Annotated in this window: 12 protein-coding genes; 5 read left to right on the top strand and 7 right to left on the bottom strand. The window is 46.1% G+C overall.

Features of this window, described 5'->3' with window-relative positions:
- Window positions 1-10 precede the first annotated feature (10 nt).
- The 4 genes from SPIGRAPES_RS16100 to SPIGRAPES_RS16085 are packed head-to-tail and all read left to right on the top strand — an operon-like array spanning window position 11 to window position 5,065.
- Window positions 11-1,318, top strand: a complete 1,308-nt coding sequence (locus SPIGRAPES_RS16100) for a bifunctional folylpolyglutamate synthase/dihydrofolate synthase (protein WP_245535448.1) — start codon at window positions 11-13, stop codon at window positions 1,316-1,318.
- On the top strand, window positions 1,299-2,732 hold the full coding sequence (locus SPIGRAPES_RS16095) for an NFACT RNA binding domain-containing protein (RefSeq protein ID WP_014271820.1): 1,434 nt from the start codon (window positions 1,299-1,301) through the stop codon (window positions 2,730-2,732). The genes SPIGRAPES_RS16100 and SPIGRAPES_RS16095 overlap by 20 nt, the downstream gene beginning before the upstream one ends.
- Window positions 2,719-3,561, top strand: a complete 843-nt coding sequence (gene amrB / locus SPIGRAPES_RS16090) for an AmmeMemoRadiSam system protein B (protein ID WP_081468823.1) — start codon at window positions 2,719-2,721, stop codon at window positions 3,559-3,561. Before SPIGRAPES_RS16095 ends, amrB begins: the two co-directional genes overlap by 14 nt.
- A 1-nt stretch (window position 3,562) precedes the next feature.
- Complete coding sequence (locus tag SPIGRAPES_RS16085) at window positions 3,563-5,065, top strand: hypothetical protein (protein WP_014271818.1); 1,503 nt, start codon at window positions 3,563-3,565, stop codon at window positions 5,063-5,065.
- A gap of 103 nt (window positions 5,066-5,168) precedes the next feature.
- Here the strand turns inward: SPIGRAPES_RS16085 and SPIGRAPES_RS16080 are convergent, their stop codons facing one another.
- From SPIGRAPES_RS16080 to SPIGRAPES_RS16065, 4 genes are all read right to left on the bottom strand, one after another.
- Window positions 5,169-7,274, bottom strand: coding sequence for a chitobiase/beta-hexosaminidase C-terminal domain-containing protein (locus SPIGRAPES_RS16080; RefSeq protein ID WP_014271817.1), 2,106 nt, complete (start codon window positions 7,272-7,274; stop codon window positions 5,169-5,171).
- Window positions 7,275-8,074: 800 nt separating this feature from the next.
- The gene (gene miaA, locus SPIGRAPES_RS16075) at window positions 8,075-9,037 is read right to left on the bottom strand and encodes a tRNA (adenosine(37)-N6)-dimethylallyltransferase MiaA (RefSeq protein ID WP_014271816.1); all 963 of its coding nucleotides are present in this window, start codon (window positions 9,035-9,037) and stop codon (window positions 8,075-8,077) included.
- Window positions 9,000-9,203 (bottom strand): hypothetical protein, encoded by a 204-nt coding sequence (locus SPIGRAPES_RS16070; protein ID WP_014271815.1) that lies wholly within the window; start codon window positions 9,201-9,203, stop codon window positions 9,000-9,002. The genes miaA and SPIGRAPES_RS16070 overlap by 38 nt, the downstream gene beginning before the upstream one ends.
- 80 nt (window positions 9,204-9,283) lie before the next feature.
- Window positions 9,284-9,772: a hypothetical protein gene (locus SPIGRAPES_RS16065; protein ID WP_041384750.1), complete on the bottom strand. Its 489-nt coding sequence runs from the start codon at window positions 9,770-9,772 to the stop codon at window positions 9,284-9,286.
- A 221-nt stretch (window positions 9,773-9,993) separates the two neighbouring features.
- Between SPIGRAPES_RS16065 and SPIGRAPES_RS16060 the strand changes: the two genes are divergently transcribed.
- Window positions 9,994-11,034: a polyprenyl synthetase family protein gene (locus SPIGRAPES_RS16060; RefSeq protein ID WP_172635104.1), complete on the top strand. Its 1,041-nt coding sequence runs from the start codon at window positions 9,994-9,996 to the stop codon at window positions 11,032-11,034.
- Window positions 11,035-11,228: 194 nt separating this feature from the next.
- Here the strand turns inward: SPIGRAPES_RS16060 and cmk are convergent, their stop codons facing one another.
- The 3 genes from cmk to SPIGRAPES_RS16045 are packed head-to-tail and all read right to left on the bottom strand — an operon-like array spanning window position 11,229 to window position 14,108.
- Complete coding sequence (gene cmk / locus SPIGRAPES_RS16055; protein ID WP_014271813.1) at window positions 11,229-11,750, bottom strand: (d)CMP kinase; 522 nt, start codon at window positions 11,748-11,750, stop codon at window positions 11,229-11,231.
- A 10-nt stretch (window positions 11,751-11,760) separates the two neighbouring features.
- Window positions 11,761-12,630: a YicC/YloC family endoribonuclease gene (locus SPIGRAPES_RS16050; RefSeq protein ID WP_014271812.1), complete on the bottom strand. Its 870-nt coding sequence runs from the start codon at window positions 12,628-12,630 to the stop codon at window positions 11,761-11,763.
- Window positions 12,627-14,108, bottom strand: coding sequence for a UDP-N-acetylmuramate--L-alanine ligase (locus SPIGRAPES_RS16045; protein ID WP_014271811.1), 1,482 nt, complete (start codon window positions 14,106-14,108; stop codon window positions 12,627-12,629). The genes SPIGRAPES_RS16050 and SPIGRAPES_RS16045 overlap by 4 nt, the downstream gene beginning before the upstream one ends.
- Window positions 14,109-14,164 lie beyond the last annotated feature (56 nt).

Raw genomic sequence — 14,164 nt, 5'->3', positions numbered from 1 at the left:
CTTCACCAATTTGGAAAAACAAACCACCCATTACACCACCCGCACCTACCGGCTGGACAGAATGCATGCAATCCTAAAATACATCGGACACCCCGAGCTTGATTACAAGAAAATCCATATCGCAGGTTCGAAAGGCAAAGGCTCTACGGCAAGCTTCCTTGCCTCAGCCCTACACGCCCTCGGGTATAAAACCGGTCTGTACCTTTCCCCCCATCTGGTCGATTACCGGGAGCGTTTCACACTAGGCGGGACGTTCTTCGATGACGAAATGCTCATACAGGCAGGTAATGAACTCTTTTCCCGACTTGAAGGATTCACGTTCTCCGACGAGTGGGGCGAAACCACCCCTACTACATTCGAACTCTATACAGCCTATGCTTTTTTGCTTTTCTCCTTGGCCAAATGCCAGTGGGCTGTAATCGAGACAGGCCTTGGGGGTCGGCTTGATGCAACAAATACGATTATTCCCGAGGCAAGCGTCCTTTGCCCTATCGAGCTCGAACATACCAAAATTCTGGGCAATACCATTGGGGCCATTGCCTTTGAAAAGAGCAAGATTATCAAAAAAGGCGTTCCTTCCTTTGTAGGATTCGAAACCAAGGAAGCCTATGATGTTTTCAAGAAGGAAGCGAGGGAACAGGGTAGTCCCATTCGATTCCTTTCCCAGGAACTGGAAAGTTATAGTTACAAGACGACCAAGGAAGGCGAAAAAGTTTCCTATGTGTGGAAGGATGGTTCGAGCGAACACCTTTCGCTGAAGATGCTTGGACAGGTGCAGGCACAAAACTGTGCCCTAGCCTTGCTGGTGCTTAAAACCTTAGGCCTGACCAATGAACATACGCTTGAAGCCCTCGAACAGAATTCGCTTCCCGGACGATTCCAGAAGATTGGGACAGAGCCCGATGTGTTTTTAGACGGTGCCCATACCATCCATTCCCTGCAGGGCTTGTTTGAATCGTTCTCCCAGCTGTATGGAAAGGGGAATACTCTCATCTATGGGGCCCTGGAAGACAAAGACCACAGGGGAATGTGTTCCTTGGTGCTTCAATATTTCGACCATATTATCGTTTCGAAACCGGGGAGTTACAAAAAGAGTGACATTTCCCTGATAGCTGAGACTTTCAAATCCCTGGCGAAGGAGAACCATCAGGATATAGGGCTTTTTTTGGTAGAAGATAACCAAGAAGCACTTTCCTTGGCTCTGGAAACGACTCCTGGTGAAAAGGCAATTCTGGTGTGCGGCTCATTCTACCTTGCAGGTGGCATAAAAATAGCATACGATAAGCTACGGAGAAACAATGTCCCTAAATTGGCGTGAAATTGCTTTAATCGTTGAAGAACTGCCGTTCGAAGACAGTGTCCTACAGGGTGTCGTACAACATGACTTCCACTCTTTGAGCTGGAATTTCTACCACTTTCAGCATGGTCGGTGGACGTTATATACCGAGATGGGGACTCCCTATAGCAGACTTCACATGGTTACCCGTCCCTTGGCTGTGCAACAGTTTACAAAAACAGCCAAGTTACAGCGGTTTATTCAGTTCTGCAGGGCGAATCTCGAAGGTGGCAGGGTTATCTCGGTTACCCAGGTCCCTTTCGACCGGCTAGTCAAGCTTGTACTAGACAACCATGGCAAGCGTATCAACCTGTATCTGCGTTTTTACAGTGGCCCTGGAGCGAACATCATTGCCACCGATGAGAACAACGAGATCCTCGACCTGCTCTACCGCAGGCCCGGGAGAGACGAGAAAAGCGGATCGCAGTTCATTCTCCCGCCGGAAAAAACCGAAGACCTAAAGGATTTTTCGGTAAGGGAACGGGTTGAAGGTTCCTTTAACCGCCAAATTGAGGATGAGTACTCAAAAAGCAGCAATGAGGAAACCCTCCATCAAGTCCTGAACAAGGTTACCGTCAAAGGGGACCGGCTGTTGAAACAACTGGAAGCAACGGCAAACTCGTTGAAACGCAAGATGCTAGAAAATGGGAAATTCGAAACCTATAAGCTTTATGGCGATCTGCTCTCTTCAAATATCCATTTACTCAAGCCTCATGCGGAAACGATAACCCTGGAAGACTGGACCACGAAAAAACCTTTGACTATCGCCCTTGAACCAAAGCTTTCCCCCAATGCAAATATCACTCTTTTCTATGATCGGTACCAGAAGGCAAAAGGTACATATGAGAATGCCAAGGCTGAATACGAGAAAGCCCGCCAGGAACTGGAAACCACTCGTGAAAAATATGAGCAGATCCTTACGCTCACCGGCAATGAGACCAAGGATATCCAACGGTTGAAACGGGAGCTTGGCAGTGAGACAGCGGACAAACCGACAGTAGTACCCTCGGTAGGGCTTACGATCAAGAGTGGGCTATATACGTTGCTCGTGGGTAGGAATGCCAAGGAAAACGAAGAGTTGCTTCGCCATTATGCGAAGGGTAACGATTATTGGATGCATACCCGCGATTGCCCCGGAGGCTATGTCTTTATCAAGTACCTCAAGGGAAAAACCGTTCCCCTGGAGGTTCTCCTCGATGCAGGCAATCTGGCTTTGGTATTCAGCAAGGCAAAGAAAGACGGCAAGGCCGACTTGTATTATACGCAGGTAAAATACCTGAGGAAACCAAAAGGGGCAAAAGCCGGTCTTGTTTTGCCAACCCAGGAAAAAAATCTTTCGGTTGTACTGGACGAGGGACGGCTTGCACGATTACTTTTAGAGGATGAACATGCATAAAAGCGAGCACCATGCTATTTTTTATCCACAGGATAAAGACGAACTCGAAGAAGCCTGTACCAAAAGGGAGCCAAAAAAGTCACTGACAAAACTGCCAGCCTCGATCTTGGTTCCCCATGCATCCTATGACTGGTCCTTGGATTTACTACACGATGGATTTGCCGGGGCACAGACCTTGCATCCGCAACTGGTTGTTTTACTGGGATCTCTGCATCAGGAACAATTGCAGGGTGACCTGCCCTGCTTCATCTTTGCACCAAGCGGGGATGGTGTTTCCATTCCTACGGGAAAGGTACTGTTCCCGACAGAACTACGGGACGAATTGACTGCGCGGTTTTCCGATGCGCTTTCCCTTCAGGACAGCTACTTTATCGAAGAGCCCTGTATTGAGCTCACATTGCCAATGATTCACAGTTATTTCCCCCAAGTCCCGGTTCTTCCTTTTCTGATGGGGAATCTTGATGCAAGACAGGTCAGGACTCTTTCTGCCCTACTTTCCCAGATTGCTGAAGAGACAAAAGACGTCCTGTTTGTTGTATCGGCAAATGTGACGGCTATTCTTCCCTCAGAAATTGCTACGGAACAGGCAAGACAGTTTGCTTCTCTGCTCAAGGCGGGAGCCCCGCTTTTGGAAGAGCAAAGGCACGGGAAGGTTTCTTCCTGTGGGATTTCTGCGCTTGAGGCCCTGAGAGGGCAAACATGGGGAAGTTCCCATTGGGATTTTATATCCTTCCAATGCAAAGACCAGAAATTTGACGAAGTACCCGATACGTTTGACGAAAAAGACAAGATAGTCTGGCATTGCGCTGCACTGAGAGGAGAAGCTTAGGATGGATATCGGAGTCGAGACGTTCAATACAATTATTGAAGGAAAGGAATACAGTTGCATTTCGATTGGTGAAAAGGGCATCGAGCTTCCTACTTTCATGATGCAGGGTGTGAAAAGCTGTGGGTATATCATTCGCGGTGGCGTTGTGGAAAGCTGGTACTGGGATGGACTGACAATTGCCCAAGAAAAGCGGTGCATCTATTTCAAGAAAATGGATTTGTTCCCCCTTACCGATATCGCCACAAAGAAACGTTCAAAGGCCTTGGCAATTGTCCGCGACCTTGCAAAGGCGCTTTCTCTGGTAAGCACGAAATTTCTTGATCTTTCCAGCGGGATTATCCCCATTTGGAGAATCTGGGGTCTGGAGGACGGAGGATTCCTCATTCTCCCGCAGAACCTGGCAGACCTGTTTTCTTCCTGTGCCAACGAAGAAGTACGCTCTTTTCAGAGCACGTGCTGGGTCCACCACGATAACCACAAGCCTTTTTCACTCTGTGACCAGATGACCCAGCTGCTTTATTTTGCCTGCATGGGCTTTCCTCCTTTCCAGAGTCCCGAAACAAGGGAAGATGCTTTCAGGGCCCTTCCTGTTTCCCTGTATTCAGTTTTGCATCTCCCTACTGCTACCTCTCAGTTTATCGACAAAACGCTTAGCCTCAGTCTGACAAAACAGAGGGATATTGGCGGAAACAAAGAGAGCAAGGATGTATTATCTTGGTTCATCGGTGCAACCGAGGACCTTCAGTGGACACTCGAGGACCGAGACGAAGCTACAAGCCGCGAGGACTTGAAACTCGATCTTGGATGCGGACCGTTTTTGGAAAAACAGAAGAAGCGAGCTGACTGGAAGATTTTCTGGAGAAAGAAGGGTTGGATCGTTGCAAGTATCGCAGCAGTGGTTATTGTTGTCTTCTGGATTTCCGGGAGCGCAATTAAGGCTTCGCTCACGCCACCTTACACTGCAGGGATGTCCAATGTGCAGATCATTGACGAGTACTACACGGGACAGAGCGAGCTCGACGTACAGAAAATGGAGGCTTCACTTTCCAAGAAGGCAAAGAACCCAGCTTCTCTGGAAGTCTCGAACCTGTTTGTTTCCAGACAGACGCGGCAGGCCTATGAAGGGCTGAACACCCAGGTTAACCCAAACGAATGGATTGCCAACGGCAAACCGGCAATCATGGAAGGGACTTACCTCTACGGGGTTACCGATGTGCAGGTTGAACAAATCGGAGATAACACCTATAAGGCAACCAGCATACTCTATACTCCCTATGCCTATATTGAAGAAAATGGGAGCGAAGAAATACAACCCGGTGCAGGTCATGCCTTCATGTACCACTATCAGCAGGTTCAGAAGTTTACCCTAGGTTTGTCTAAACATGGTTGGACGGAGATAACCAGCATTACCAATGAGAGCATACTGGACTTGGGGATTATCGAGGTAGAGACCTACCCTGCTCCTAACAAGGTGTTATCTGGGCAGACTGCTCAAGCCCAGTAGATACGAATAGATAAAGAACATGCAAAGAGGGGGAATCCTTATGGTCATCAACCAAAAGGGTTCCCCCATTAGTTATTGTCCAATTCGATCAGCTAGGAAAAAATCAGAAAGCCCTTACAGCCTTTACCCTATGGTTTTCAAATTTGGGGCTTTTCCATTGTGACCAGGCAAAGCTCTGTAGCCATGCACAGGTAGGCGAGAATTCGGAGGAACTCCAATAGGAGTGTTCGCACCAATCACTGGGACAACATTTTCTTATAATCGTAAACATAAGATCAAGTTCGCCCTTCGATGGCAGGAACCAGTCATCATACCCTCCGTATTCCAGATCGGCACACAGCTTTGCTGCTACAGACCCATCATTTTTGAAGTAGTACGCTCCAGGATTTGTATAATAGTCTCCTTTCAAAGGATACAAGGTGCCCAGACTATCATGATAACTCACAATATTCTCAGTGTTCGGCATCCCATAGCCTAGAGCAGTACCCAGGGCACTTGGATCAACAGAATATCCATAGGCACCCCACTGTCTGTTTTCCCATTCTGTTTCCTCCGGGGCTGCTTCCAGATATCGGTATCCTGGCAGGTCATCGATACCATCTTCCTCATCATCGTAGAATACCAGCCCTCCGGCAGGCCCTACATCTCCGATAGCAAAGGAGGAAGCACCTATCGTTGCAGTATCTGATGCACAGAACCAATAGTAGTCACTGAAGGAAAGCTCACCGGCGGTAACGGTGACTGTGATCGAATGGGGTCCGGGACCGATGGCAACCCTATCTAAGCCTATGCCCAAATCAAGATAATCGGAAGTTGAGGCTATCTCGCCTCCCTGGTTTCTTGCCTCCTCCCCGTCCAGATACCAAGTGTAGGTTACACCAGTCGGATCAGGTTCAACATCTGCCCAGATCCTGGCCCATACATTTGTTATGACCGGCCCTCCCGTCCATTCTGGGGGTACTATGATCTCGACTGTATAGTTTGCAGGATCGACTGTAACCAGACCAACGCTGTTCACTATTATATACTCGGCCGACACTTCTTCGGATACCCCAAAATCGGGATGCGTAGCGATTGCCCTGACAGTGGTGTCTTGGGAAACCATAAAAGGTCCTGTATACAGGATACTAAAAGTATCTGGAGCACTCCCGTCAGTGGTGTAATAGATTGTTGCCCCTGCCGTTTCCGTGAAGAGAGTCACTTCCTGGGGCATGGAATAGGTTCCTGAAACCGGTAGAATTGTCGGCATGGCAGCAGGAATCTCAAATACAGCAGATGCAATGGCCGAGGCAAACATACAGTTTTTTAACGCAATAGCTTTTACCGTTGCATTGTGCGGCAAGGTAAAAGGCCCCTCGTATTCAATACTGGTAGTATTTGGATCTGTTCCATCAATCGTATAATAGATGGTTGCCCCAATGCTGGCTGTTGTCAGCTCAATTGTCTGTTCGGGTGTAATTCTTCCGCCCATAGGATCGAACGTCGGTTTCTCGACCGGGAACAGGAATTCTGGCAAGGCAAAGAGGCCGGTAGAAGTCATATCGGCGTAGATATTGACTGTTTCCATCAGGGTAAGACCAATCTGTGCATCAAAAACATCCCAGAACTGAGCCTTCAACGCATAGGAACCTACAGGAATATCTGCGATTGTCTTCATGATTTGTTGTATATCACCTACCTGTGTTGCCTCAAAGGCAAACGCCTCTACATCGAAAACATCCATACTCGATGCAGCTGTGAGTCTAACTGTTATCCTATGTACCGAGGTAACCGTGACCGGCCAGGAGAGAGTAAGCTCACAGGTCCCTACACCGGAGACAGAGGTTAAAACGAATGTTACGGTAGTATTATACCCTGCATTGATCGTAACCATCTGTGTGGCAGAGGCAATCACCGTGCCGAAGGAATTCAATCCCTCAAAGGTAATTGTCCAGTCACCAACAAGTAAATCATTAATTACGATAGTGTTTATTGGAGATTGTTGGCTAAAGGTTGTTACCCCATCCGAATAAACGCCCCTCACCTGGTACGATGCTATCTCGATCAGAGTCGAATCTGGGGAGATTGTCTTCTCTTGGGCCCCTGTAGATACTGTCAGGGATCCCACTTTGTTTTGTATGTTGGATTCACAACCTACGATAAGGGTAATTGCAATAAGCATCGCAAAGCAAAGAAACAAAAAACCTGAAAATGATGATCTTCGATTCATAGTTCCTCCAATGTGAAAAAAAATTCACCTTCGGGAGGGAAAATTACCACCCGAATTCTTTTGCAACAAATAGTATGGCTGCTAAGAAAATTGGATTCATTTTCCGATAGAACTATTTCTTACCTCCTTTGGATTGAAGCCAGACTACTTGTAAAACATGGAAGATTAAACCGTGAATACCCTTACGTTCCGTTGATATGCAAACTGAAAAAAACGAATGTAACAATACAAAAAAAATGAGTATGCAGGGAAAGAATTAAATATTGAGTATGCCTTGTCGCATGTATGGTTTCTGATTGTTTTCCCCCCTTCTGAATCTCCTTCAATCAGGACTTACCGAACAGGTTCAATGCCTAGGAAAGCCGGCTGAACATATGTTGCATTTCTATTTGCATACAACAAAGCCTATAAAACTAGGCTAGCATCAAAACTGCACCTTGTAAACAAACAGAGTACTATTAGTTAATTTTAATTTTTTACATTAGATAGATTTATTTCATTACTCACGCTCATATATCAACACCCTTCGCTAAGAAAAAGGAGATGGACAAAAGATAAAAACACCGTCAGACAATATAAAAAAAAATGCAGTAAAGTACACTTCTTCTTGTCTTCTATTCCTGCAGTAGACTATTTTACTCCATTCATTGAGCCAGTATTTTCGCTTGCAGTAATTGTAAGCAAAGGAAAATCCACATTTCCATTGGGGCACACGGAGTCTGCAAATGGAATGATGCATCTGTAGTGCTTCATTACATTTCACTCTTGAGCATAAAATTGATGGTTTTGTCTTTATAAAACTAAAAGGTTTCTTTGGCCAGGTAGGCAGCAACCATCTCGGCAATAGCCTCTTGGTCATCTGGTTGCATCCAGTTCACTTCTGCAAAGCTTTTAAAGAATGTCATCTGCCGCTTTGCGTAGGAGCGGCTGTTTTTTGCTATCTGGTCGGCTATCATGGGAAGCGAGACTTCTCCGCTTTCCATGGCTTGGAAGAATTCTTTGTACCCGATACCCTGCAAGCCTGGCCATTCGCTCTTCCCACCCATTTGCAGGATGGTCCGGATTTCCTCGATTAGACCTTCGTCGAACATTTGCTGTACGCGGGCAATGATTCTTTCTTTCAGTTCCTGTTTTTCACGATGAAGGCCGAGGATTAAAGGATGCATGTTGTTTCGATAAGTCGAAGGAATTACGTAGGAGCTGAGGGGCCGTCCGCTGGTTTCAAAGACCTCCAGGGCGCGCGATATCCGATAGAGATCAGATGGATGGATTTTGTTTGCATAGACCGGGTCTATTTCACAAAGTCTTGCATACGCCCACACTCCCCCTTTCTCTTCAAGCTCTTGGGCGACACGGGCCCGAATGTGTTCGTCACTGGCAGGAGCCTCGCTCAGGCCATAGAGAAAATGCTTGAAATAGTAGGCAGTTCCCCCACTTAAAATGGGTATTCTCCCCTGTGCACGAATTTCTTCACAGGCTTTGTCTGCGAGCTCAATGAAATCCCCTACGGAGAATTGCTCCCAGGGGTCGAAAATATCAATGAGGTAATGAGGGATTTTTTCCTGAATCTGTTTAGACGCCTTAGCCGACCCTATATCCAAATGTCTGTACACTTGGATGGAATCGGCATTGACTACCGAGAACCTGTCTTTGAATAAATTCAAGAGCAGCTCAGTCTTTCCGACCCCGGTAGGGCCGAAAAGGAAAATTACTGGGTTATACGAACTATTGCTCGTCAGTTGGGATGAAGTGAATCTCGCCATTGAGAGCTCTGCTGAGGACTTCACTAACAATTTTGCCGTTATTTTCTTCTATTTCTTTACCACCGCAACCAGGATTACTGAGAATAATGGCTTCTTTAATGGCAACACAGGTAATCTCATAGACATTTCCCTTGTAATCGATAAGTTTGTTCAATGGGATGCTCACCGTGGAATCTCCTTGCGTCTGTATCTACACTAAAATGTAACTATATCACTATATTGGTTTTTTAGAGGAATGTACAGTACTTAGAAAGCATGTCGCCATCCAAGGCGGAAGATTTGCTTTGCTGCTTTATCCAAGAAGTCGTTTGTGACCGTTCCTGATTCATATTGCATGAAATCGGGAATATAGGCACCCTCGACATACAGGATGTCCATCACATCGGGAGTCTCAAGGGAGAGTTGGTAAGCCACCCCTGCCATAAGAGAGAACGCATTACCAGTTTCCCATGCTGCGCGGAAGGTAGGGCCAAATCCTATAACAAGGGGACCTATTGGTCTGAACCGGTAAATCAAATCGGTTCCGACTACAACTGTCTTGTAGAAATCTGAATTATAGCTATCCATGGCCATTAAAGATGGGATTCCGACAAAGATATTCTCTTCAAAAGAACTGGTCATAAACCCCAGCTCCACTGAAGTGGCTCCAAGGCCTTGGCTTACCCCGATATAGGGGCTAGCAAACAAGGTTAATCCCATACATATAAACAAGGCTGTCAGCAGAACTTTTTTCATATGCCAAAACTACCATATCTGGGGTATGGATGTAAACGGGGAGATACTAACAAATATGGCGTGCTGAGCCTTGTATGCATGCTTCATATACTCCATTGGCGTTTCGTTGAGACTGACTGCAAAAGTCTATGGATCTTGATTTTGGATATGATCAAAGCGAGGCAATCATTACTGCCCCCCTATGGGTTGTATTAAACATCCCGTCTCCCTATAATCCGCACATGCAACATTGGCTAAACCAAATAGAGACCGAACTGAATCGTATATTTCCTGCATCTTTCGACCAAAAATGGATCGATTGGATGCTCGACTGTTCAACGTTAGGTGCTGACAAGAATGTTTTCAACCATTTTTGTGAACCTGCCAAAGACCTCCTGGCAAGGGGAGGTAAACGTTGGCGACCTTTGCTCATGATGCTGACAGCAAAAATGCTAGGTGGTGAACCTGCACTGGAACTCGCTGAGAAACTTGTTTCATTGATTGAAATGCCTCACAACGGGACCTTGATCATTGATGATATCGAAGACAAATCTGATTTGAGGCGTGGAAAGCCTGCCGTTCATCTCATGTATGGGGAGGATATCTCAATCAATGCAGGGAATTTACTCTATTTCCTTCCAACAAAAGCCATTGATGAATCCTTAGTCGAAGATACAGTGAAGTTACGTATCTATCAGATTTATGCAAAATATATGCGCCGGGTTCATTTGGGTCAAGGCATGGATATTTCCTGGCATCATGACAACACAAAAACCCCTACCCTGGAAGAATATGAGTTGATGTGTCGTTTGAAAACAGGTTGTCTCGCTGCGATGGGAAGTGAAGTCGGAGCAGCACTTGCAGTAGACGACATGAATATTATCAGGAAAGCAGGGCATATAGCAGAGACGATAGGAGTTGGCTTCCAAATCTTGGACGATGTTATCAATCTGGAAAAAGGCAATCCTGGAAAGCGTCAGGGCGATGACATTGTAGAGAATAAGAAGAGTCTTCCGATAATCCTGTATGCCAATGCAAATCCTGATCAAAACGAACACCTCTTTTCCGTATTCCAGTTTGCACAAAGTTCAGGTTACGAAAAAGCATCTGATTCGATTATTGCTTTGATCAAAAAGATCAAGGACTCTGGAGCACTGGAAAAAGCAAAAGGCCGGGCTTTCGAATTATTCGGACAAGCTTTTGACGAAATCCATGAATTATATCCCCCATCATCTGAGAGAGATTTCCTGATTGCTATGATCAAGGACTTTATGACAGCCTAGAAGCATCACCCAGTTCTTTGAGTCAGTATAATAGGAAACAGGAGGACAAATGGATACCTATTTGTCAGGAAAACAGAGATGTAAGTATCAGAGTATGAGACATTTGCCTTGAACAGAAATAAAGAAGAGGCCTGCCATTCTCTTGTTGATTAGGCAAAGCCCCCTGGTATTGAATCTATAGTTTCCTTTCAGTATTAGGCCAATCTTTTCTTTACTTCTGCTATGATAATCTTTGCCACTTGGATGGGATCTTTATCCGAGGTGTCGATGACTAGGTCGGCGAAGGCGGTATCACTGTTGTCGATACCGTAGATGCGCTGGTAACGGGCGCTGTCATTCTTGTCACGCATCATGGTTTGTGCAAGGCGTTCTTCAAAGGATCCACCTTCTCGCTTGTAGACCCTGCTTGCCCGTTCCTGGGCCGAGGCTGTCAAATATACCTTGAGGTCGGCTTGTTCGAGCATCCAGATGGCAAGTCTACTACCCAAAACACAGTCCTTTTGGGCCATGGCCATTTCGACCTGTCTTGTATCCAGTTCTTTGTCATATTCGTCTGATTGTTCCGCCAACTTGCAGAAGTCCCAGAAATCCATATGTTTCTCGTTTGCAAGGTTGCGAAACGTAAAATTTATCAAAGGATAATCCAAAGCCTGCGACACCAAGGTCGAAACCGTTGTATTTCCACAGCCACTCTTGCCACTGATTGCGATGCGCATATAAAAACCCCTACTCTATATTTCTGATCTGTTCACGGATATTTTCCAATCCGTCTTTCATTCGTACCACCTGGAGGTTCATCTCTACCATCTGGCTTTTGCTCCCGATAGTATTGATCTCCCTGTTCATTTCCTGACAGAGGAAATCGAGGCGTTTACCTACTGGTTCATTCTGGTTGAGAAGCTTGAAATATTCTTTCAAATGGACTGCAAGACGCTTTATCTCTTCGTTGACTGAATATTTGACCAACATGACAGCAACTTCCTGCAAGATCCTGTTCTCATCATAGTTCTGGTCCCCGAGCATTTCTTCAAACCGATTTCTCAGATTTGTCTTCACCAATTCTTCCAGTTCCCCAGCATGTGCACTAACTACAGAAAGCCCCTCTTCAACAATTTTACCCATGGCAGTAAGGTCTGCCTTGGTGGAATTTCCTTCCCTCTCTTTGCTCTGGGCAAATTGGGCAAGAGCTTCATCCAAGACTGAGAATAAGGGTTGCCGGTACATTTCACTGTCACCTTGGCGCACACTGGTCATGACACCCTCAGCTGCAAGAAAATCAGAGAGCTCAGGTTTGAGCGCCTTACCTGACAGTGCTGCTATCTGGGCAAAGGCATCGCGGTACCGCTCGACAGCTTGGGTATCAACTACGATTTCCATATCGGAAACCAGCGATTTGACCCGCACATTGACTTCTACATGCCCGCGTGAAGCGACCGTAGCTACTGCCTTGTCGATATCCATCTCGAACGGAGAGAGGAAAAAGGGAATATTGTGGTTTATATCCAGAAAACGATTGTTATAGGATTTGATTTCTACCGAGAGCTGGAACTTTTCGTTCATTGTCTCAGCTGATCCATATCCGGTCATGCTTTTCATAAAGATCTCCTTGCCTGGGCAATTTCAGGGCCCAGAAGGCGGTTATTACCCGCACCCATCGTAATACACAAATCGCCCGGTTGCAACTGGACTGACATAATACTAACGGCAGTCTTGTCATCGGGAGCATAACTCACCGTCTGTAGATGACAGCGATAGGTCCTCATGATATGTGTTGAAAGGGCTTTTTCCAACAGGATTGCAGGGTCTTCACTGAGATCTGTATCATTTCTTGCCGATGCATAGGAATGCTGTATGACGACTTTATCGGCAAGGCTGAGGGCAATTACGAAATCCTTGAGCAAGGCCTTTGTCCTGCTTGCCGTATGGGGACAGAACAGCACGGCCAAAGGCCTTTTCGGATACTTGATGTGCAGCATATCGATAGTTGCCTTTATCTCCATAGGATGGTGGGCATAATCGTCTATATAGGTAATGCCACCTTCTTCAAGCATCACTTCTGAGCGGCCTACGCACCCGGGAAAGGAGACAAGCCGCTCAGTAAGCATTCCTGCTACCGAAGGAATTGCCTCTTCGCTGATAATTTGGCTATCGTCGAGATACAACTTTACCTGAGGTCTGTCGAGCATGATTGCCAGTGCCAGAACAGCTCCTCCGATGTAATCGTCAAGCAACGGTTCGCTTAAAGGAGGGAGGACAAAGTATCTGCCTCCCAGACATGAGAGACTATAGGTGCCGTCCCAATGGTTTTTCGTGATCCAGAACGGTCCGTTATCATTGAAACCATAGGTCATCAGAGTGATATCGGGGCGACGATCACGACAATACTGGGCAAGTTTTTTGGATCCTGGGTCATCGTTGCAACAGATTAAAAATCCATTGGGGCGAATATTGACTACGAACTTTTCAAAACTTTCCTGTACGTGGGCCAAGTCATGGAAATAATCGGGATGATCAAAATCGACATTGGTTACCAAGGCTCCTCGTAAGGAATAGGAAAGAAAATGGTCTTGATACTCGCAGGCCTCGAAAAGGGCAACCTCGCTGCCTTGGTAAGGGAGCGAGGACTCACCCTGCAGGTTCGAACCGTAAATGCTATAGAAAGGGAAATCGTGGAATCCCAGGGAGGCTAGCAGATAAGAAGCAACTGCTGTAGTGGTTGTCTTGCCATGGGTCCCTGCTACTGCATAGCTGTCACTCTCTTTTGATAACAAAGCAAGAAACTCAGGATAGGAATAGATTTCAAGGCCTATTCTCTCAGCTTCTTGTAGAATGGGAAGGGTTCTCTGGTAGGCACTGCTATGGATGACGATATTGGTAGAAGAAGGGAGAGAGGAAATAGAAAAACCAGAGATTACAGGTATTTTGTTTTCTGCAAGCAAGGTATCGGTAGAAAAGATTTCAGGGGAGTCACAGCCAGAAACATTCGCTCCGGTTTTATGTAACAGGACGGCAAGAGATGCCATTCCAGTGCCTTTGATACCGACCAAATATACTTTCTTGGCAGAGAAATTCACTGTTACCTCTTTTTATAATCATAAAACAAAACAAAAAAAGACTGCCTGCAAAGACA

This window comes from Sphaerochaeta pleomorpha str. Grapes (assembly GCF_000236685.1).
In the GTDB taxonomy this organism is placed as follows: domain Bacteria; phylum Spirochaetota; class Spirochaetia; order Sphaerochaetales; family Sphaerochaetaceae; genus Sphaerochaeta; species Sphaerochaeta pleomorpha.
The sequence above is the reverse complement of the archived record's forward strand: the minus strand, read 5'-3'. Positions and strand labels throughout refer to the sequence as shown.

Excerpts from the sequence above, each read along its gene's own strand:
- SPIGRAPES_RS16095 (WP_014271820.1), top strand. The coding sequence starts at position 1,299 with ATGTCCCTAAATTGGCGTGAAATTGCTTTAATCGTTGAAGAACTGCCG.
- amrB (WP_081468823.1), top strand. The coding sequence starts at position 2,719 with ATGAACATGCATAAAAGCGAGCACCATGCTATTTTTTATCCACAGGAT.
- SPIGRAPES_RS16085 (WP_014271818.1), top strand. The coding sequence starts at position 3,563 with ATGGATATCGGAGTCGAGACGTTCAATACAATTATTGAAGGAAAGGAA.
- SPIGRAPES_RS16080 (WP_014271817.1), bottom strand. The coding sequence starts at position 7,274 with ATGAATCGAAGATCATCATTTTCAGGTTTTTTGTTTCTTTGCTTTGCG.
- miaA (WP_014271816.1), bottom strand. The coding sequence starts at position 9,037 with ATGGCGAGATTCACTTCATCCCAACTGACGAGCAATAGTTCGTATAAC.
- SPIGRAPES_RS16065 (WP_041384750.1), bottom strand. The coding sequence starts at position 9,772 with ATGAAAAAAGTTCTGCTGACAGCCTTGTTTATATGTATGGGATTAACC.
- SPIGRAPES_RS16060 (WP_172635104.1), top strand. The coding sequence starts at position 9,994 with ATGCAACATTGGCTAAACCAAATAGAGACCGAACTGAATCGTATATTT.
- cmk (WP_014271813.1), bottom strand. The coding sequence starts at position 11,750 with ATGCGCATCGCAATCAGTGGCAAGAGTGGCTGTGGAAATACAACGGTT.
- SPIGRAPES_RS16050 (WP_014271812.1), bottom strand. The coding sequence starts at position 12,630 with ATGAAAAGCATGACCGGATATGGATCAGCTGAGACAATGAACGAAAAG.